Below are 18,938 nucleotides of genomic sequence, written 5' to 3' on the forward strand. Positions count from 1 at the left end.
GCCAGAAAGGAACCGCGCGTGGATACCAACTTCACCACCAAGAGCCGTGAGGTGCTGTCAGCCGCTGCGATGAACGCGTCCACGGCGGGCAACGCCCAGATCGAGGCGCCGCACTTTCTGAAGGCGCTGCTCGACCAGCGGGACGGCATCGCCGTCGCCCTGCTCCGGGCGGCAGGCGCGGATCCCGACACCGTGAGCGTCCAGGCGAGCGCAGCGATCAAGGCCCTGCCGTCGTCGTCCGGTTCGTCCGTGGCGCAGCCGCAGTTCTCGCGCGGCGCCCTGCAGGTCGTCAGCGCGGCGCAGCAGGAGGCGGAGACGCTCGGGGACCAGTTCGTGTCCACCGAGCACCTCCTCCTGGCCCTGGCGGCCGACGGGGGAGCGGCGGGCGGGATCCTGCGCTCCGTCGGACTCACCCGCGAGGCCCTCGCTGCCGAGCTGCCCGGTGTGCGGGGCGAGAAGCGCGTCACCACGCCGGATCCCGAGAACACCTTCCAGGCGCTCGAGAAGTTCGGCGTCGACCTGACCGAGGTGGCCCGCAGCGGGAAGCTCGACCCGGTCATCGGCCGCGACGCCGAGATCCGCCGCGTGGTGCAGGTGCTCAGCCGCCGCACCAAGAACAACCCCGTGCTCATCGGCGAGCCCGGCGTCGGCAAGACCGCCGTCGTCGAGGGGCTGGCTCAGCGCATGGTCGCCGGGGACGTCCCCGAATCCCTCCGCGGCAAGAGGCTCATCAGCCTGGACCTCGGGTCGATGATCGCGGGCGCCAAGTACCGCGGCGAGTTCGAGGAGCGCCTGAAGGCGGTCCTCGAGGAGATCAAGGGGTCGAACGGCCAGGTGGTGACGTTCATCGACGAGCTCCACACCGTGGTGGGGGCCGGCGCGTCCGAGGGCTCGATGGACGCCGGCAACATGCTCAAGCCCATGCTGGCGCGCGGCGAACTCCGGCTGATCGGCGCGACGACGCTGGACGAGTACCGCGAGAACGTCGAGAAGGATCCGGCGCTGGAGCGGCGGTTCCAGCAGGTCTACGTGGGCGAGCCGTCCGTGGCGGACACCATCGGCATCCTGCGCGGGCTGAAGCAGCGCTACGAGGCCCACCACAAGGTCTCCATCGCGGACTCCGCGCTCGTCGCCGCGGCCACCCTCTCCCACCGGTACATTCCCGGGCGGCAGCTCCCGGACAAGGCGATCGACCTCGTGGACGAGGCCGCCTCGCACCTGCGCATGGAGATCGATTCGGCGCCCGTGGAGATCGACGAGCTGCGCCGCTCGCTCGAACGCATGCACATGGAGGAGATGGCCCTCTCCCGCGAGAAGGACGAGGCCTCCCTCGAGCGGCTGCAGGCTTTGCGGGCCGAGATGGCCGACCGTCAGGAGGAGCTCGACGCCCTGAACGCACGGTGGGAGGCGGAGAAGGCGGGCCTGAACCGCGTGGGTGACCTGAAGGCCTCCCTCGAGGAGCTGCGCTCGCAGGCGGACCGTGCCCAGCGCGAAGGCGACCTCGAGACGGCGTCGCGCATCCTGTACGGCGAGATCCCGCGCGTGGAACGCGAGCTGCGCGAGGCCCAGGCCGCCGAGGAGCAGACCGCGACCACCCCCGAGCTGATGGTCGCCGAGGAGGTCACGGCGAACGACATCGCCGAGGTCATCTCCGCCTGGACGGGCATCCCGGCCGGGCGCATGCTGCAGGGCGAGAGCGAGAAGCTCCTCGCCATGGAGCAGGTCATCGGCGCCCGGTTGATCGGTCAGCAGCGGGCGGTGTCCGCGGTCTCCGACGCCGTCCGGCGCGCGCGGGCCGGTGTCTCGGACCCCAACCGCCCCACCGGGTCCTTCCTGTTCCTCGGGCCCACGGGTGTGGGCAAGACGGAGCTCGCCAAGGCCCTCGCGGACTTCCTGTTCGACGACGAGCGCGCGATGATCCGGATCGACATGTCCGAGTACTCGGAGAAGCACTCCGTGGCGCGCCTCGTCGGTGCCCCTCCGGGCTACGTGGGCTACGAGGAGGGCGGACAGCTCACCGAGGCCGTGCGGCGCCGCCCGTACAGCGTGGTGCTGCTGGACGAGGTCGAGAAGGCACACCCGGAGGTCTTCGACCTGCTGCTGCAGGTGCTCGACGACGGGCGGCTGACCGACGGCCAGGGCCGGACCGTCGATTTCCGGAACGTGATCCTCGTCCTGACGTCCAACCTCGGCTCGCAGTTCCTCGTGGACCCGTCCCTCGACGACGCCGCGAAGCGCGCCGCCGTGATGTCCGCGGTGAACGTTAACTTCCGGCCCGAGTTCCTGAACCGGCTCGACGACGTCGTCGTCTTCGATCCGCTGAGCCTCGATGAGCTCTCGAGGATCGTGGACCTCCAGGTCAGGGCGCTCGGTGACCGGCTGCACGAGCGCCGGCTCGAACTCGATGTCACGGCGGCGGCCGGCGAATGGCTGGCCCTCACCGGGTTCGACCCGGCGTACGGGGCCCGCCCCCTCCGCCGGCTCGTGCAGCGCGAGATCGGTGACCGGCTGGCGAAGGGCATCCTCGCCGGGGAGATCGTCGACGGCGACACCGTCCTCGTCGACCGGCCCGAACCGGACGTGGACGCCCTCGGGGGGTCCGACGCCGAGGGCCTGCTGGTGCACGCCGTCCGCTGACCGGCATCCCTCAGCGCGCCAGCAGGCTCCGGCTGACGGGACCGCCGTCCTCGACGACCGCGAAGCAGTCCACGCGGCGGTCCCCGTCCGCCCAGGTCCCCTCCGTGGGCGTGGCGTGCAGGAGCGTCACCTGGAGCTCCTCGGTGGCGACGTCCGGGTCGATGCCGGCCGATGCCGCGGCGCACGCCGCGTCCGCGCGCAGGCCCAGCCGGTCGCGTCCCGCGAACTCGGCGTCGTCGGCGTAGTCCTCGCTCGCCACGAGCTGCGCGTTGTGCGGCTCGGAGCAGTCGACCCGGACGGCCTCCTCCGTGATGCCCGTGAACTCCGCGAGGCATTCCCCGGCCGCGAGCGACGACGGGTCCACGCGGCCCTCGTCCTCCGATCCGCTCAGCAGCGAGACGAGCAGCCAGACGAGGAGCCCGAGCAGCACGGCAGCGGCGCCGACGAGGAGCAGGAGCGGGACGACACCGCTGCCCGAGCGGGTCCGATCCCGCGTCGGGTGCTCCTCGGCCGCCGGTTCGTCCCCCGCCGCCGTCGGGCCCCGGCTGGTGCGGGATGCGGCGTCCCGGTCCTCGCGGGTTTCTCCGGGGACCCCCGGGGCCGAGGATCCGGTGCGTGCCGGGCCGGTGCCGGGAGCACTGCCGGGAGCACTGCCGGGAGCACTGCCGGGATGGTCCGTGCCGGGCGCGCCGCCCTGCGGAGGGAGGGCGTAGGCCCCCCCGAGGGGGTCCTCCTCCGGCACCCCCGCTTCCTCCGGCCTGCTCTCCGTGGTGCCGTCCGCCGAGCCCGCCGGATCACCGGCGGTCCCTCCCGCGGGCGCGGTGCCGGCCGGAGCGGCCTCGACGGACGGGGCATCGGCCGGCATGGGTCCGCCCACCAGGGTCCCCGCCCTCTCGGCCTCGGCGGCGACGGCGCGGGCTTCGGCGGCAGCAGCGTCGAGCGACGCCGCTTCCGCGACCTCCGGGCTGATCTGCGCGGGTCCGAGGGCGGGTTCCTCGAGATCCAGGGTGTCCGCGGACACGGTCAGCTCCGGCTCGAGCGCCTCGCCGGCGATGTCCGGATCGTCGAGGACCACCGTGTCGGGGTCCAGCACGGCGGTGTCGGGATCGGGCGCCGCCGTGCTCTCGGGGTCCTCCCTGCGGTCCGCTCCTGGCTCGTGACCGGGGTCCACCGGTGCCTGCTCCTCGTTGCTCATGGTGGGCTGTCGTCTCCTTGCACTCCTGGTGCCGGATGGCCACTACCATGGCCGGCGCTCCGACGTCGAGTCGACTCTATCCAAGATCACCTGCGGAGAGGCGGTCCAGCGGAGATCCTGCAGCGCGCACCGCGCTCCGGTGGTCGGCGGTCCTCCCACGGGACCTCGGCGGCCGCGCACTCGGGTCCCCTCGAAAACATGTAACCTATACTTACGACAAAACGACCAAATACTCCGGGGCCTCGCTGCAGCCTTGGGCCTCGTGCCCCAGTGACCACCTCGGATCGACGCACAAAGGGGGTCACGCCATGGGGCGCGGCCGTCAAAAGGCAAAAGCTACCAAGCAGGCCAGGGACATGAAGTACTTCAGCCCGGCCACTGATTATTCGGCACTGCAGCGAGAGCTCACAGGCCCGGGTAGTCGTGCATCCACCCGACGTACCGAACCTCTCGAGCCGGTCGAACCGGACTACTCGGAGTATGCGGACAAGTACGCCGACGAGCTCGACGACGACGGCGAGGAGAGCGGTTCGCGCCGCACCGGCTGACCCCGGTCGGTCGATCCCGCATGAACTGAACAGCGCATCCTGAACCACGCGGCGCATCGCCCTTCCGGGGGCGGTGCGCCGTTCTGCGTGCCCGGATGTCGGCAGGCATCAGGACGGCGAGGCGAGGAGGGGCTGGAACGCCAGCTCCGCGGCACCGACGAGCAGGAGCTCCGGGCCCAGCGCGGCGCGCCGCACCGTCACCCGCCCGGCCAGCGAGCCCGCATTGACGGCCTCCACGAGCTGCTCGCCCCGGAAAGCGACGAGCGACCCGAGGAATCCGCCGAGGACGATCAGCTCCGGGTCGAAGATGTTGACGAAGTCCGTGAGCGCGACGGCGAGCAGCTCCAGCTGCCGGTCGGCCTCCACCCGCACCGCCTCGGGCGGGTCACCCGACAGCACGCGTTCGAGGGCCTCGATGCCGCCGCCGTCCAGTCCGGCCGCCTCCAGCAGCCGCTCGAGGCGGACCTCGGCGTCGAGGCAGCCCGCGCGCCCGCAGTGGCACGCCCGCCCGGCCGGGCCGACGAGCGTGTGGCCCAGCTCGCCTCCGTACCCCCGGCTGCCGACCAGCTGCGCGCCCCCGCTCACGATGCCCCCGCCGATACCGCTCGCGCTGCCGTTGAGGTAGACGGCGTCGTCGACGCCGAGCGCCGCGCCGAAGATGCTCTCGGCGAGCGATCCGAGGGAGGCGTCGTTCGCGGCCACGGCCGGCAGCCCGAGGGCGCCGCCGAAGGGGCCGGTGAGGTCGGCGTCGTGCCAGCCGAGGTGCGGCGCGACGAGCACGCGCCCTGTCCCTGCATTGACGAGCCCGGGCAGCGCGATCCCGGCTCCGAGCAGGCGGTCGAGCCCGGCCAGGGTGGGCTCGAGGCCCGCCACGATCTCCTGCGTGAGCCCGACCGCGTCATCGAGCGAGGGGATGCCGCGGGTCTCGCGGCGCACCCTCGCGTGGACGTGGCCGCCCAGCCCCACGACACCGACGGTCAGGGCATCGATGTCGGGATTGACGGCGATCACCGCGACGTCCGGGTTCGCCTGCACGATGGGGCTCGGACGGCCCACCCGGCCGCCGACGGGCGGTTCCGTCTCGCGGACGAGGTTCTTCTCGGTGAGCGCCGACACCAGGGCGCCCACGGTGGAGCGGTTGAAGCCGCTGCGCCGGGTGAGCTCGGAGCGGGACAGCGGTCCGCTGCGGTGGACCATCGTGAGGATCTGGGAGAGGTTCTGCGCGCGCAGACCCTCGGTCCCGTTCGTCCCATTGGGTAGTGACCGCACAGCCTCGGGTTCTCCTTCGTCCTGCAGGAGCCTCCTGCGCGTTGCCTGGCCCTATCGTATCCAGACCCCTTCCGGCGGGCGGCCGGTCAGGCGCGCTGCTGTGCCGGTCGGGCTGCCCGTGCACGGGACGGGGGTGGCCCCGCGGTGCTCTGGCGCACCACGAGGCTCGTGGCGAGGTCGAGCCGGAGGTTGTTCGGCCGCTCGCCGTCCCGCAGCCGCAGGACCATGCGCGTGGCCTCCTCGGCCATCTGGATGAGCGGCTGATGCACCGTGGTCAGGGCGGGGCTGGACCACTGGGCCAGCTGCAGGTCGTCGTAACCCACGATCGACAGCTCCTCGGGGACGCGGAGTCCGATCTGCCGGGCGGCGTCGAGCACCCCCAGCGCCTGCAGGTCGCTGCCGGCGAAGATCGCCGTGGGCGGCTGGGGGCCGCGCAGCAGCGAGAAGGCGTGGTCGCGTCCGCCGTCGACATGGAAGTTCCCGTACCGGATGAGGTCGGGGTCGATCGGCAGGGAGGCCATGCCCATGGCGGACCGGTAGCCGTCGATGCGGGCGAGGGAGCACATCATGTCCTCGGGTCCGCTGATCGCGCCGATCCGCGTGTGCCCGAGGTCGATCAGGTGGCGTGTGGCCATCATGCCGCCCGCCCAGTTGGCGGAGCCCACGGACGGGACGTCCGGGGAAGGGTCCCCGGCAGGGTCGATGATGACGAACGGGATGGAGCGGGCGTCCAGCTTGCCGCGGAAGTCCTGTGGCAGGTCGGAGAACACGAGGACCACGCCGGCGGGCCGCCGCGACATCACACCCTCGATCCATTCGGACCCGGGGGCGTGCCGCGTGCCCGTCTCGGTCAGCACCACGCTCATGCCGTGCTCGCGGGCGACGTTCTCCACCCCGCGGATGAGCTCGAGTGCCCAGGCGCTCTCGAGCTCGTGGAACACGAGTTCGACCAGGCCCGCCTTCGCCGCGGAGACCTTGCGCCGCCGGTAGCCGTGCTGCTCCAGGAGCTCCTCAACTTTCGCCCGGGTTGTCGGAGACACGTCGGCGCGTCCGTTGAGAACCTTGGAGATCGTGGACAGGGAGACACCGGCCACCGTCGCGAGCTGGGCGAGGGTGACACGCGGTTCTTTGGCCGGGATCGACATGACCCACAGCATACCCTCGCCGTTTTCCGCGGGCAGGCTGCCGCTCGTCGCAGAATGTGACCCGCCGCACAGCACGTGTTGCGTTTCCGGAGGGGCGCTACATACACTCAACGCATTACATAACTTTCGGCCATATCGTCGAAACTTTCGAAAGGCGTTCAACGATGAACAACCGAACCTGGATGTCCCGCAGTCTCGCGGGCACCGCGGTCCTGATGCTGGGCTTCACCCTCGCGGGGTGCGGTGGGGGAGGCGGAGACGCGTCGAGCCGGCCCGAGAACGAGCTGCACCTGGCCGTGTACGGCGACGCCAGCAACAAGGTCGAAGAGGCCATGGTGGCGAAGTTCAACGAGACCTCCGACGTGAAGATCGTGCTCGACACGATCCCCGGCGCGGACTACCAGACCAAGCTGCAGACCATCATCGACACCGAGTCGGCCCCCGACATCTTCTTCAACTGGGGCGGTGGAAGCATCGCGAACTTCGTGAAGGCCGACCTGCTCATGCCTCTCGACGACTTCATCGAGGAGGACCCTCAGCTGAAGGAGGCCTTCCTGCCCTCCGTCTTCGAGACCGCCGTCATCGACGACAAGAGCTACGGCATCCCGATGCGCGGTACGCAGCCCGTGATGCTCTTCAACAACTCCGAGGTGCTCGAGCAGGCCGGCATCGACGCACCCCCGGCCACCTGGGACGAACTGCTGGAGGCCGTCGAGAAGCTGAAGGCCGCAGGCGTGACCCCGATCGCGCTCGGCGGCGCGGACCAGTGGCCCACGCAGATGTGGTTCCAGTACGTCTTCGACCGCGTGGCGGGCGAGGATCTGTTCCAGGCCGCGCTCGACGGCGACACCAGCGTCTGGGACTCCGAGGAGAGCCGCGAGGCGCTGGGCAAGCTGCGCGAACTGATCGACGCCGGTGCCTTCGGGACCAACTTCGACTCCGTGAAGTTCACCGACGGCGGGTCTCCCACGCTGCTCTCCAGCGGCCGGGCGGGCTTCGAGCTCATGGGCTCCTGGGCCTACGCGACCCACCTGGACGCGAACCCCGAGTTCGCGGAGAACGTGCTCAGCTACAGCGAGTTCCCCGCCATCGAGGGCGGCGAGGGCGACCCCGCCAACCTCGCCGGCAACACGAACAACTTCTACTCGGTCCACAAGGACACCCGGTACCCCGACGAGGTGGCCGAGTTCCTGAAGCTCATGTACTCGGACGAATTCGTGCAGGAGCAGATCGCCATCGGCAACCTGCCCACCACCACCAACACCGAGGAGTTCCTCGATGAGGCCTCCAACCCCGAGTACGCGAAGTACCAGTTCGACCTCGTGCAGGACGCCCCGCACTTCCAGCTCTCCTGGGACCAGGCGTACCCGCCCGAGGCCACGGTGACCATCCACACGGCCATCGCGCAGTTCTTCAGCGGCCAGATCGATGAAGACGGCTTCATCCAGGCCATGCAGGGCCTGTAGGACACACTATGACAACGCTTGCAACGCGCAGGCAGGCGACGCCGGGCGGCTCCACACCGAGCCGCCCGGCCCGCCGGGGCGCCTCCTCCGTGGGGCGCCCCGGCTTCGCCTGGGCCCTGCCCGCCACCATCTTCTTCGCCCTCTTCGCCCTCGTGCCGCTGGCCGCGGTCGCCGTGCTGTCCTTCACCTCGTGGAGCGGCCTCGGGGATCCCGAATTCGTGGGACTCGAGAACTGGAAGACGCTGATCGCCGATCCGGTGATGCTGAAGAGCCTCTGGCTCAGCCTCCTGTTCATCGTCCTCGGTGTCATCACGCAGACACCGCTGAGCATCCTGCTCGGCGTGTGGGCCGCCGGCAACCAGCGCAACCGCGCCGTCCTCAGCGCCATCTACTTCATCCCGCTGCTGCTCTCCTCGGCGGCCATCTCCGTCCTGTGGCGGGCCCTCCTCGATCCGAACTTCGGCATCCCGGGCCAGCTGCCCTGGCTCTTCGGGGACGGCAACCTGCTCGGCACGCAGGCCGGCGCGATCGGCGTCCTGATCTTCGTCGGGATGTGGCAGTTCACGCCCTTCCACACCCTCATCTACCAGGGTGCGGCCAAGAACATCCCGGCCGTGCTCTACCAGGCCGCGTCGATCGACGGCGCGGGCATGGTGCGGCAGTTCTTCTCCATCACGCTGCCGCAGCTGCGGAACACGGCGATCACCTCGATCATCCTCATGGTGGTCGGCGGTCTGACGACCTTCGAGACGGTGCTCATCCTGACCAACGGCGGACCCGGCACGGACACCACGATCACCGCCTTCTACATGTACCAGACGGCGTTCCAGAGCTTCGACTTCGGTGTCGGCAGCGCGATCGCCCTGGTGCTCGTCGTCGTCGCGACCCTGATCTCCCTCGTGGTGGTCAAGGTGTCCGGCTACGACAAGATGAACAGCTCGCTGGAAGGCCTCTGATGAAAACGCGCCCCAACTACGTCGCCGGTATCGGCTCCTTCGTCTGGCTGCTGATCGTCGCGATCCCGCTGTACGTGATGCTCTCGGGCACCTTCCAGACACGGGAGGAGTTCGGCGACAACGGACCGCTGTCCTTCCCCACGAGCTTCACGCTGCAGAACTACGCGGACGCGATCACGAGCGGGTTCGGCCGGTACTTCCTCAACACCGTCGTGGTGACGGTCGGTGTCGTCGCGATCGTCCTCCTGCTCGTCCCGCCGCTCAGCTACGCGATCGTGCGGAGCCAGAGCAGGGCGGCGTCGTTCGTGTTCCGGTTCTTCCTGCTGGGCCTCGCCATCCCCGCGCAGGCCGTGATCGTCCCGGTGTTCTACCTGATCAACTCCGTCGGGCTCTACGACAACCTGATCGGCATCATCCTGCCCACCGCGGCGTTCGCCCTGCCGATCTGCACGCTCATCCTGAGCGGCACCATGCGCGACATCACGGGAGAGCTGTACGAGGCGATGGCGATGGACGGGGCGAGCCCCGCGCGCGCCTTCTTCCGGCTCGTCCTCCCGCTGTCCAAGGGCGGGATCTCCACGATCGCGGTCTTCTCCGCCCTCCAGGCGTGGAACGGCTTCCTGTTCCCCCTGATCCTGACCCAGTCCGAGAGCACCCGCGTGGTGACCCTCGGCCTCTTCAACTTCCAGACCCAGTACGGCATCAACATCCCGGGGCTGCTCGCCGCGGTGACCCTCTCGATGGTGCCCGTCCTGCTCGTCTACCTCTTCGCGCGCCGCGCGCTTGTCCAGGGCCTCATGGGCGCTGGCGGAAAGTGATCATGACCGAGACAACACTGAACGACGCCCCCTGGCGGGACACCGCCGCCGCCCCCGCAGACCGCGTCGAGACCCTGATCGGGGCGATGACCCTCCGCGAGAAGGTCGCCCAGCTGGTCGGCGTGTGGGTCGGCGCCAACACCGAGGGCGGGGAGGTGGCCCCGCACCAGCACGAGATGAACGAGGCCGTGGACCTCGACGACCTCCTGCCGCACGGCCTCGGACAGCTGACGCGCCCTTTCGGCACCGCACCGGTGGAACCCGGCCTCGGCGCGCTGTCCCTGCAGCGCTCGCAGGAGCGGATCGCGGCCGCGAACCGCTTCGGCATCCCCGCCCTCGTGCACGAGGAGTGCCTCGCCGGCTTCGCCGCCTGGAAGGCGACGGCGTACCCGGTACCCCTCGCCTGGGGTGCCACGTTCAACCCGGACCTGGTCCGGAGCATGTCCTCCGCGATCGGCGCCGACCTCCGCTCGGTGGGCGTGCACCAGGGCCTCGCCCCCGTGCTCGACGTCGTCCGCGACGCCCGCTGGGGCCGGGTCGAGGAGACCATCGGCGAGGACCCCTACCTCATCGGCACCATCGCGACCGCCTACGTCCAGGGGCTCGAGCGGGCCGGGATCGTGGCCACGCTCAAGCACTTCGTCGGCTATTCGGCGTCGAAGGCGGGCCGGAACCTCGCCCCCGTGTCCATCGGCGACCGCGAGCGGGCGGACGTGCTCCTGCCGCCGTTCGAGATGGCCATCCGAGAATCCGGCGTGCGCTCGGTCATGCACGCGTACACGGACATCGACGGCGTACCGACGGCGGCCGACGCGTCCCTCCTCACCGCCCTGCTCCGCGAGACCTGGGGCTTCGACGGCACCGTGGTGGCCGACTACTTCGGCATCGCGTTCCTCAAGGAGCTCCACCGCGTCGCCGCGACCCTCGGTGAAGCAGCCGGCGCGGCACTCACGGCAGGGGTCGACGTCGAGCTGCCCACCATCCACACCTTCGGTGAGCACCTGATCGCGGAGATCGACGGCGGCCGGCTCGACGAGGGTCTGGTGGACCGCGCCCTCCGGCGGGTGCTGCGGCAGAAGCTGGACCTGGGCCTCCTCGACGCGGACTGGTCGCCCGTCCCGCCGGCACTCCAGGGCGGCGGTGCGCCGGTGGTCGACCTCGACTCCCCGGGTAACCGGGCCATCGCCCGCGAGCTCGCCGAGCAGTCGATCGTCCTGGTCCGCAACGAGGACATCCTCCCGCTCGCCGCCACGCCGCGCATCGGGCTCATCGGGCCGAACGCGGACACGCATCGCGCCTTCCTCGGCTGCTACTCGTTCCCGGCACATGTCGGCGAGCAGCACCCCGACGTCGAGATCGGCCTCGCCATCCCGACGGTCGCCGAAGCGCTCCAGGGCGAGTTCCCGGACAGCGACATCACCATCGCTGCCGGCTGCACCATCGACGGGACCGCGACCACGGGCTTCGACGAGGCGCTCGCCGTCGCGCAGGGCTCCGACGTCGTCGTCGCCGTCCTCGGCGACCGGGCCGGCCTGTTCGGGCGCGGCACCAGCGGCGAGGGGTGCGACGCCGAATCGCTGGAGCTCCCGGGCGTCCAGCAGCAGCTCCTCGACGGGCTGCTCGCGACGGGGAAGCCCGTCGTCGTCGTCCTGCTGACCGGGCGGCCGTACGCACTCGGCGCAGCGGCGGACGGCGCGGCCGCGATCGTCCAGGGATTCTTCCCCGGCGAGGAGGGCGCAGCCGCCGTCGCCGGTGTGCTGAGCGGGCGGATCAACCCGGCCGGGCGCCTGCCCGTCAGCATCCCGGGGTCGCCGGGCGCCCAGCCGTCCACCTATCTGGCCGCGCCGCTCGCGCAGGCGAGCGGGGTGTCGAACATCGATCCGACGGCGGCCTTCGCTTTCGGTCACGGCCTGGGCTACACCCGGTTCGCCTGGTCGGATGCGGCGGCGACCGCCGAGACCGCGGCGACCGACGGCGAGGTGGACGTCCACGTCACGGTCACGAACACCGGGGAGCGCGACGGCGTCGAGGTGGTGCAGCTGTACCTGCACGATCCGGTGGCGTCCGTCGTACGACCGGTGCAGCGCCTGATCGGCTACGCGCGGGTCGCTCTCGGTGCGGGGGCCTCGGCCAGGATCACCTTCACGGTCCCGGCCGATGTCACGTCCTTCACCGGCAGGGACGGCGGGCGGATCGTCGAACCGGGAGCACTCGAGTTGCGCCTGGGGGCATCGAGCAGCGATCTCCGCGCGGCCCTGCCCCTCACCCTGACCGGGGGCGTGCGGTCCGTGGACCACACACGCCGGCTGCACTGCGGCGTGCAGGTCACGGCACTCTGACGGGAACGTCGCCCGGCGACGACCCGCGCCTGCTCCGGCGGGTGCGGGTCACACCCGGGCCGGCCGGATGACCTACTCGTCAGCCGGGGCCCCACCGCAGGGGGCCGAGGGCGGGCGCTGGTCCGCCGACGGACCCTGCACGTATTCGGCCCTGGGTCGTCGCGGGAGATCGTCGATCAGTTCGTTCAGGGCCAGTGCCACGGTGTTGCCCTCGCCCTGGGGGATCGGGAGCATGCCGTGCAGGTAGGCGTCCAGCTCGAATTCCGTGAGGTATCCACCGATGCTGAAGTAATGGAGCCACAGGTCGCCGGCGGTCAGTTCCGCGTGATGGGCTGCAAGCCAGGCGCTCTGCTGCTGGGTCTGCGAGGTCATGAAATGCCTGCTCGGGCTTCGACCGGTGAACGATTCATGTCCGTGCTCTTGAAAACACCACCGGGGAACCGGAACAGCCCCAGGCGGACACTTAGTGCAAGCAAGCCTACCTTCTGCGAGGAGGCGCTGGTGGGCGGATCCGAATTAGTAAGCCATCTTGCTATTCTAGTCCCGACACCGTAGCGTCAAGGGTGTGGGGCGGTCGTAGAGCACACTGCGGACCTCCCGCCCGCACAGGACGAGCCCGATCAGGGCGTCCATCGCCGGAATCCGGCCCCCTTTCTTCAGGAGAACCCCTTGGCTAACAACAACGCGCACAACAACGCCCACTCGAACAACACCGGCACCGGTGATCATGCGGTGGAGACCCGCCGCTCGACCGAGACGAAGGCCTCCACCAAGACCACCGAGTTCTTCGCCTACGTCGCCATGGTCCTTGCCACGGTCATCACCTCCGTGATGGTCGGTAATGGCGAAGGTGGCGGCGACGACATCTTCGACGGGCGCGACGCCATGCAGCTGATCACGTACCTGACCATCGGCTACATGGTGTCCCGCGGACTGGCGAAGTCCGGAAGCCGCGAGTACTACAACGCATAGCCCGCATCGTCATCCCCGTGCCTGGAATCCCAGGCACGGGGATGAGCTGTATCCCGCGCACCTGCCCGCTCGATCCTGACGGCCACCGGTCAGCGCCGCACCGACCCTGACCCGCGCAGTACCCGCCACGACCGCCAAGGACCTTCATGAGCGATCTCGCCGTCCCGCCCCCCATGCCTGCAGCCTCGCGTACGGTCCGTCTGTCCCGGCCCAATGACGTGGTGGCGTCGTACTCGGTGCTGTTGAAGCAGGTCCGCAAGGAGGGGCTGCTGACCCGGCGGCGGCGGTTCTATCTCACGGTGTTCGCGGTCCTGGCGCTGGCCCTGGGCGCGGCGTGGACCGGGTTCGCCCTGCTGGGCGACACCTGGTTCCAGCTCCTCATCGCGGCCGTCCTCGGTGTCCTGCTCACCCAGGTCGCGTTCCTCGCCCACGAGGCCTCCCACCGGCAGATCTTCACCACCCGCGGCGCGAACGACTGGTCCGGGCGGATCCTCGCCGCCGGTGTCGTGGGCATCAGCTACGCCTGGTGGATGGACAAGCACACCCGCCACCACAACGACCCCAACACCCGCGGCAAGGACCCCGACATCGAGGTCGACACCATCTCCTTCCTCGCAGAGGACGCCGCCAGGGCCCGCGGCCTCCAGGCCTGGATCACCCGCCGGCAGGGCTACCTGTTCTTCCCCCTGCTGCTGCTCGAAGGCCTCAACCTCCACGCCCGCTCCATCGCCACCCTGTTCGCCCGCCGCACCATCCCCGGCCGGTGGATCGAACTGGCCCTCCTCGCCACCCGGTTCGGCGCCTACCTCGGCGTCCTGTTCTGGTTCCTGCCCGCCGGGATGGCGTTCGCGTTCCTGGGCGTGCAACTGGCCGTGTTCGGCCTCTACATGGGCGCCAGCTTCGCCCCCAACCACAAGGGCATGCCCGTGGTCCCGAAGGACAGCACCCTGGACTTCTTCCAGAAACAGGTCATGACCTCCCGCAACATCCGCGGCGGGGCCTTCATCAACAACGCCTACGGCGGCCTGAACTTCCAGATCGAACACCACCTCTTCCCCGACATGCCGCGCCCGCACCTGCGCCGCGCCGCGGTCATCGTGAAGGAGCACTGCGAACGCCTCCGCGTGCCCTACACCGAAGTCGGCGTCACCGCCTCCTACGCCGCCGTCATCGCCTACCTCAACCGCGTCGGCCTCGCTGCCCGCGACCCCTTCGACTGCCCCATGCTCACCCGCTACCGCCGCCCCTGAGCGCCCGATCCCGAACCACTGGACTACTGTGAACCCGATACACGCCCCTGTCACCACCGATGACAGCACCGAGGACAGCACCCATGACGGCACCGCCGCGACCGCCGATCTGCCGGTGCGCGACGAACTGTCCTGTCGCGTGCATCGTGCCCGGCGGGCACCGGAACCGGGGGGCCCGCGCCGGCTCTTCGTGCTCGTGCACGGGCTCGGTATGTCCCACCGCTACTTCGACAGGCTGCAGGGCGCACTCATCGAGCACGGCGACACCCTCGTCGTGGACCTACCCGGCTTCGGCGGGACGCCGACTCCCGATCATCAGCTCGGCATCGACGCCTACGCGGCGGTTCTCGCACGCGCCCTGGACGAGGAGGGCGCGCAGGGGTGCGTGGTGATCGGCCACTCGATGGGCGCCCAGTTCGTCACCGAGCTCGCCATCAGCCGACCCGATCTCGTCTCCCAGCTGGTGCTGATCGGTCCGGTCACGGACACCGCACGCCGGTCCGTGGTGGAGCATGCCCTGATGCTCGCCGCGGATTCGCTCGTGGAACCCCCCGTCAACAACCTGATGGTCGGCGGAGCGTACGCACGCTGCGGGATCCGCTGGTACCTGAAGGAACTGCCGGTCATGCTCGGGTACCGACTGGACGACAGGCTGCCCCTGGTCGCCTGCCCCGTCCTGGTGGTCCGGGGGACCCGCGACATCATCTCGCGCCGCGACTGGTGCGAGAAGCTCACGCGCACGGCACGCCACGGGCGCCTGGTCGAGCTTCCCGGCCGGCCGCACACGGCGCACCGGGGAGGCGCCGTGGACATCGCGGAGGCGATTCTCGACTCCCTCCCCGATCGTGGGGCGGGGCTCCGGGCATCGGCGCCGGCCGGTGTTCCACGCCTGGCAGGAGAGACACCGACACATCTCACCCGCTCGTCGAGGACCTACCCGCCCGGGCCGTACGCGACCGAGGAGGTTCTCGAGATGCGGAGCGTCACGGTGCAGGACAGGCAGTGCCGTTCCTATCCCGACGGCCACGACTCCGCCGCGGCCCGCACCGGGCCCGACGGCGGGACACCTGCGCCGGTCTTCGTGCTGATCCACGGCATCGGCATGTCCCACCGGTACTTCCGCCGCCTCGGCGCCCTCCTCGCCGCCCACGGCGAGGTGCACCTCATCGATCTGCCGGGCTACGGATGGACGGGGCGGCCGTCGCACGCGACGACCAACGAGGGGACGGCGGAGCTGATCGGGGCGCTCCTCGACGAAGCCGGGGCATCGTCCTGCGTCGTCGTCGGACATTCCATGGGCGCGCAGAGTGCGACGGAGCTGGCCGTCGAACGCCCGGACCTGGTCTCGCACCTCGTGCTGATCGGTGCCGCCGTGGACGTCGAGCGCCGCACCGCCCGCCAGCAGGCCCTGAGGTTGGGCGTCAACTCCGTCTTCGAGAAGCCGCTGCTGAGCATGGTGCAGTTCCTGGATGTCCTGCGGTGCGGTCCGCGGTGGTACGTCTCCCAGCTCGGACTGGCGATGAGCTATCCGCTCGAGGACCGGCTGCCCCGGGTGGAACAGCCCGTGCTCGTCCTGCGCGGCTCACGTGACGTCGTCGCCGGCGCTGCGTGGTCGGACCGGCTCGCGCGCACCGCGCAGCGCGGCGAATCCGCCGCCATCGACGGCGCGCCCCATGCCGCGCACCACAGTGCCGCCGGCGCCGTGGCCACCGCCGTCGTCGACTTCCTGCAGCGGCGCAGGACCGCATGATCGATGCTCGCCGTCCGGCCCCGCCCCGGCGCGTCGTGGGCGGACGGTGCCGGTGGGCCCGGGTCGATCAGTGGGCGTAGCCCGCTCCATCTGACACGATGATCCCTATGACTAAGCACAGTGAAGGCCGCGTCCAGGAGGGCACGACAGCCGGAGAGGTCGCCGCGACGAGCAAGAACCAGAGCAAGGGCAGGGGCAGGCCGTCGTCACATCACGGCGACAACGACCGGGAGCGCGATCTCGCCACGGAACTGGCCGAGCTCGCCCGGTCGCTGCAGCAGGAACCCGACTCGGACGCGATCCTCGCCGGCTTCGTCCACGCGGCCCTCGACCTGATCCCCGGGGTCGACGAAGGCTCCGTCAGCGTCGTCACCGGCCGGAAGAACGTCGGTTCCCGCGCCCCCTCCGGTGATCTCCCGGTACGCATCGACGCGCTGCAGATGGAGACCGGGGAGGGGCCGTGCCTGGAAGCGGCGTACGAGCACCGGACGGTGCGGGTCCCCGACATGGCGCACGAGGAGCGGTGGCCGCTGTTCGCGCAGCGGGCCGCCGAGGCCGGCGCCAAGGGGATGCTCTCGATCCAGCTGTGGGTCGAAGGCGACGACCTGGGGGCGCTGAACCTCTACTCGTACGAGGCCGACGCGTTCACGGACGAGTCGGAGAACGTGGGCCTGCTGGTCGCCTCCCATGCCGCCGTGGCGTTCGCCGAGGCCGAGAAGAGCCAGCAACTCCATGCAGCCGTCAATTCGAGGGACGCCATCGGCCAGGCCAAGGGCATCCTCATGGAACGCCACAAAGTGACGGGGGACCAGGCGTTCTTCGTGCTGTCCATGGCCAGCCAGCGCAGCAACATCAAGCTGAGGGACGTCGCCGATCACCTCATCACCAGCGGTGAACTGCCGGGGAAGAAGACCGCGCACTAGGGGAGCCGCGCGTCGACCGGAAGGGACACGTTGCGGCCGGCAGGGGCACCGTCGTGGCGGTCATCCTGTTCGTCGCCTACTCCTGCAGCCGCGTCGCCCGCGGGCCCCGTATCGCCCGGACGACGGGAGGCGCCACCCGATCGGATGGTGCCTCCCGTCGTTTCCGGGGACCTCAGAACCGGAGGGACCCGACCGCCGTCCGGTACTGCTCGCGGATGACCGGCCGATGATCGACGGCGCGGTCCTCCACGGTCCCGAGCGTCCAGGACGGCCGCGTGCCCGTCAGGGCCCACGCAGCCTGGACCGCGGCTCCCCGCGCCACGTACTCGCCGGGTGCCGGGATGCGCACGGGCAGGTCGAACACCTGCGCCGCCACCTCCTGCACGGCCGTGTTCTGGGCGGCACCACCGATCAGCAGCAGGTGGCGCGGCTGCACGCCGGTGGCACGCACCGCGTCCAGGGCATCGGCCAGTCCGCACAGCATGCCCTCGATCGCCGCCCGGGCCAGGTTCTGCCTCGTGGCGGACCCGATGCTGAGGTTGTGGAAGCTGGCCTTCGCCGTCGGGAGGTTCGGCGTGCGCTCTCCCTCGAAGTAGGGCACGAGGACGACGCCGTCCGAGCCCGGCCCGGCGGTCCTGGCCAGCTCCGCGAACCCGTCATGGTCCACTCCGAGGATCCCCGCGACCGAGGACAGGACGCGCGCCGCGTTGAGGGTGGCCACCAGCGGCAGGAACAGCCCGCTGGCATCGGCGAACCCGGCAACGGTCCCGCTCGTGTCCGCGACGGCGTCGGCGGCGACGGCGAAGACCGTGCCGCTGGTGCCGAGGGACACCACGACGTCGCCCTCCTCCGCGCCGAGCCCGAGGGCGGCACCCGCGTTGTCGCCCGCGCCCGCGCCGACCACGATGCGTCGGTCACCCGATGCGGTGAAGGAGGGGTGGACGGCGCCTGCAGCCTGATCCGCGCGGAGCACGCGGGGGAGGACCACCGCGTCCGGACGGGTCTCCCCGTCACCCTCCGCCCCACGGCCGGTGCGGGCCTCACGGCCCGGACGACCGAGCATGTGCTCGAACAGCGCGAGGTCGTACGCGTCCGCCGCGGGGCTCCAGTAGCCGGTCCCGCTCGCATCCGAGCGGTCGGTCACGAGTTCCTCCAGCACGGGCCCGAGCGGCGACTCGCCCTCCGGGCCGAATCCGCGGAGCCGCCAGGTCAGCCAGTCGTGGGGGAGCGCCACGGCCGCGATGGCCGGGACGACGTCGGGTTCGGCGTCCCGCACCCACCGCACCTTGGCGCCGGTGAAGGAGGCCACGGGCGCCAGACCGGTCCGGGCGACGATCTCCCCGAGCCCGAGTTCGCCGATCAGGTCCCGGGCGGCGTCCGCGGACCGGGTGTCGTTCCACAGCAGTGCATCGCGGAGCACCCTGCCGTCACGGCCCAGCAGCACCATCCCGTGCTGCTGGCCCGCGACGGCGAGCGCGTCGACGTCGTCCCCGAGGCCGTCCGCGGACTCCAGCGCGGCACGCAGTGCCCGCCACCAGGCCTCCGGGTCCACCTCCGTGCCCTCCGGATGGAGGGCACGGCCGGTGCGGACCTCGGCGCCGGTCGCGGTGTCCACGACGACGACCTTGCAGCTCTGCGTCGAGGAGTCGACGCCGGCAACGAGGGCCATG

The 18,938-nt window shown here is 70.6% G+C and carries 15 protein-coding genes; 10 read left to right on the plus strand and 5 right to left on the minus strand.

Annotated features, from left to right (window positions below; all coding sequences use genetic code 11):
• Window positions 1-18 precede the first annotated feature (18 nt).
• Window positions 19-2,637 carry an ATP-dependent chaperone ClpB gene (gene clpB, locus AC4D2E_RS00360; protein WP_490951342.1) on the plus strand — a complete coding sequence of 873 codons (2,619 nt, stop codon included), beginning with the start codon at window positions 19-21 and terminating at the stop codon, window positions 2,635-2,637.
• A gap of 10 nt (window positions 2,638-2,647) precedes the next feature.
• Here the strand turns inward: clpB and AC4D2E_RS00365 are convergent, their stop codons facing one another.
• Complete coding sequence (locus AC4D2E_RS00365) at window positions 2,648-3,832, minus strand: septum formation family protein (protein WP_490951343.1); 1,185 nt, start codon at window positions 3,830-3,832, stop codon at window positions 2,648-2,650.
• A gap of 308 nt (window positions 3,833-4,140) precedes the next feature.
• On the opposite strand from AC4D2E_RS00365, the gene AC4D2E_RS00370 reads away from it, so the two are divergent.
• The gene (locus AC4D2E_RS00370) at window positions 4,141-4,380 is read left to right on the plus strand and encodes a DUF3073 domain-containing protein (RefSeq protein WP_104167997.1); all 240 of its coding nucleotides are present in this window, start codon (window positions 4,141-4,143) and stop codon (window positions 4,378-4,380) included.
• Window positions 4,381-4,488: 108 nt separating this feature from the next.
• Here AC4D2E_RS00370 and AC4D2E_RS00375 read toward each other — a convergent pair whose 3' ends face one another.
• Together AC4D2E_RS00375 and AC4D2E_RS00380 are read right to left on the minus strand one after the other, a co-directional pair.
• Window positions 4,489-5,649: an ROK family transcriptional regulator gene (locus tag AC4D2E_RS00375; protein ID WP_490951344.1), complete on the minus strand. Its 1,161-nt coding sequence runs from the start codon at window positions 5,647-5,649 to the stop codon at window positions 4,489-4,491.
• 86 nt (window positions 5,650-5,735) lie between these two features.
• The gene (locus AC4D2E_RS00380; protein ID WP_219815717.1) at window positions 5,736-6,794 is read right to left on the minus strand and encodes a LacI family DNA-binding transcriptional regulator; all 1,059 of its coding nucleotides are present in this window, start codon (window positions 6,792-6,794) and stop codon (window positions 5,736-5,738) included.
• 164 nt (window positions 6,795-6,958) lie between these two features.
• On the opposite strand from AC4D2E_RS00380, the gene AC4D2E_RS00385 reads away from it, so the two are divergent.
• Genes AC4D2E_RS00385 through AC4D2E_RS00400 form a run of 4 tightly spaced genes read left to right on the plus strand, consistent with a single transcriptional unit; the run spans window position 6,959 to window position 12,373 of the window.
• Window positions 6,959-8,260: an extracellular solute-binding protein gene (locus AC4D2E_RS00385; protein ID WP_490951345.1), complete on the plus strand. Its 1,302-nt coding sequence runs from the start codon at window positions 6,959-6,961 to the stop codon at window positions 8,258-8,260.
• Window positions 8,261-8,268: 8 nt separating this feature from the next.
• The gene (locus AC4D2E_RS00390) at window positions 8,269-9,216 is read left to right on the plus strand and encodes a carbohydrate ABC transporter permease (protein ID WP_104168000.1); all 948 of its coding nucleotides are present in this window, start codon (window positions 8,269-8,271) and stop codon (window positions 9,214-9,216) included.
• Complete coding sequence (locus AC4D2E_RS00395) at window positions 9,216-10,034, plus strand: carbohydrate ABC transporter permease (RefSeq protein ID WP_490910112.1); 819 nt, start codon at window positions 9,216-9,218, stop codon at window positions 10,032-10,034. Before AC4D2E_RS00390 ends, AC4D2E_RS00395 begins: the two co-directional genes overlap by 1 nt.
• A gap of 2 nt (window positions 10,035-10,036) precedes the next feature.
• Window positions 10,037-12,373, plus strand: coding sequence for a beta-xylosidase/alpha-l-arabinosidase (locus AC4D2E_RS00400; RefSeq protein ID WP_490951346.1), 2,337 nt, complete (start codon window positions 10,037-10,039; stop codon window positions 12,371-12,373).
• 72 nt (window positions 12,374-12,445) lie between these two features.
• On the opposite strand, the gene AC4D2E_RS00405 is transcribed toward AC4D2E_RS00400, so the two are convergent.
• Window positions 12,446-12,745, minus strand: a complete 300-nt coding sequence (locus tag AC4D2E_RS00405; protein WP_490951347.1) for a hypothetical protein — start codon at window positions 12,743-12,745, stop codon at window positions 12,446-12,448.
• Window positions 12,746-13,042: 297 nt separating this feature from the next.
• Here AC4D2E_RS00405 and AC4D2E_RS00410 point away from each other — a divergent pair, with 297 nt between their 5' ends.
• The 4 genes from AC4D2E_RS00410 to AC4D2E_RS00425 all read left to right on the plus strand — a co-directional run bounded on the left by AC4D2E_RS00410 (window position 13,043) and on the right by AC4D2E_RS00425 (window position 17,268).
• Complete coding sequence (locus tag AC4D2E_RS00410) at window positions 13,043-13,345, plus strand: hypothetical protein (RefSeq protein WP_219815718.1); 303 nt, start codon at window positions 13,043-13,045, stop codon at window positions 13,343-13,345.
• Window positions 13,346-13,491: 146 nt separating this feature from the next.
• Window positions 13,492-14,595, plus strand: coding sequence for a fatty acid desaturase family protein (locus tag AC4D2E_RS00415; protein WP_490951348.1), 1,104 nt, complete (start codon window positions 13,492-13,494; stop codon window positions 14,593-14,595).
• A 28-nt stretch (window positions 14,596-14,623) separates the two neighbouring features.
• On the plus strand, window positions 14,624-16,345 hold the full coding sequence (locus AC4D2E_RS00420) for an alpha/beta fold hydrolase (protein ID WP_490951349.1): 1,722 nt from the start codon (window positions 14,624-14,626) through the stop codon (window positions 16,343-16,345).
• A gap of 107 nt (window positions 16,346-16,452) precedes the next feature.
• A complete protein-coding gene (locus tag AC4D2E_RS00425) occupies window positions 16,453-17,268 on the plus strand; it encodes an ANTAR domain-containing protein (RefSeq protein ID WP_490951350.1) in 816 nt (271 codons plus the stop codon).
• 172 nt (window positions 17,269-17,440) lie between these two features.
• On the opposite strand, the gene AC4D2E_RS00430 is transcribed toward AC4D2E_RS00425, so the two are convergent.
• Window positions 17,441-18,937 (minus strand): FGGY family carbohydrate kinase, encoded by a 1,497-nt coding sequence (locus AC4D2E_RS00430; protein ID WP_490951351.1) that lies wholly within the window; start codon window positions 18,935-18,937, stop codon window positions 17,441-17,443.
• Window position 18,938: the final 1 nt, after the last annotated feature.

Source organism: Arthrobacter sp. TJ-265 (assembly GCF_058269135.1).

What these genes read in the sequence shown, in the direction of transcription:
- AC4D2E_RS00365 (WP_490951343.1), bottom strand. Translation starts at nt 3,832, where the DNA reads ATGAGCAACGAGGAGCAGGCACCGGTGGACCCCGGTCACGAGCCAGGA.
- AC4D2E_RS00370 (WP_104167997.1), top strand. Translation starts at nt 4,141, where the DNA reads ATGGGGCGCGGCCGTCAAAAGGCAAAAGCTACCAAGCAGGCCAGGGAC.
- AC4D2E_RS00380 (WP_219815717.1), bottom strand. Translation starts at nt 6,794, where the DNA reads ATGTCGATCCCGGCCAAAGAACCGCGTGTCACCCTCGCCCAGCTCGCG.
- AC4D2E_RS00385 (WP_490951345.1), top strand. Translation starts at nt 6,959, where the DNA reads ATGAACAACCGAACCTGGATGTCCCGCAGTCTCGCGGGCACCGCGGTC.
- AC4D2E_RS00390 (WP_104168000.1), top strand. Translation starts at nt 8,269, where the DNA reads ATGACAACGCTTGCAACGCGCAGGCAGGCGACGCCGGGCGGCTCCACA.
- AC4D2E_RS00395 (WP_490910112.1), top strand. Translation starts at nt 9,216, where the DNA reads ATGAAAACGCGCCCCAACTACGTCGCCGGTATCGGCTCCTTCGTCTGG.
- AC4D2E_RS00400 (WP_490951346.1), top strand. Translation starts at nt 10,037, where the DNA reads ATGACCGAGACAACACTGAACGACGCCCCCTGGCGGGACACCGCCGCC.
- AC4D2E_RS00405 (WP_490951347.1), bottom strand. Translation starts at nt 12,745, where the DNA reads ATGACCTCGCAGACCCAGCAGCAGAGCGCCTGGCTTGCAGCCCATCAC.
- AC4D2E_RS00415 (WP_490951348.1), top strand. Translation starts at nt 13,492, where the DNA reads ATGAGCGATCTCGCCGTCCCGCCCCCCATGCCTGCAGCCTCGCGTACG.
- AC4D2E_RS00425 (WP_490951350.1), top strand. Translation starts at nt 16,453, where the DNA reads ATGACTAAGCACAGTGAAGGCCGCGTCCAGGAGGGCACGACAGCCGGA.
- AC4D2E_RS00430 (WP_490951351.1), bottom strand. Translation starts at nt 18,937, where the DNA reads ATGGCCCTCGTTGCCGGCGTCGACTCCTCGACGCAGAGCTGCAAGGTC.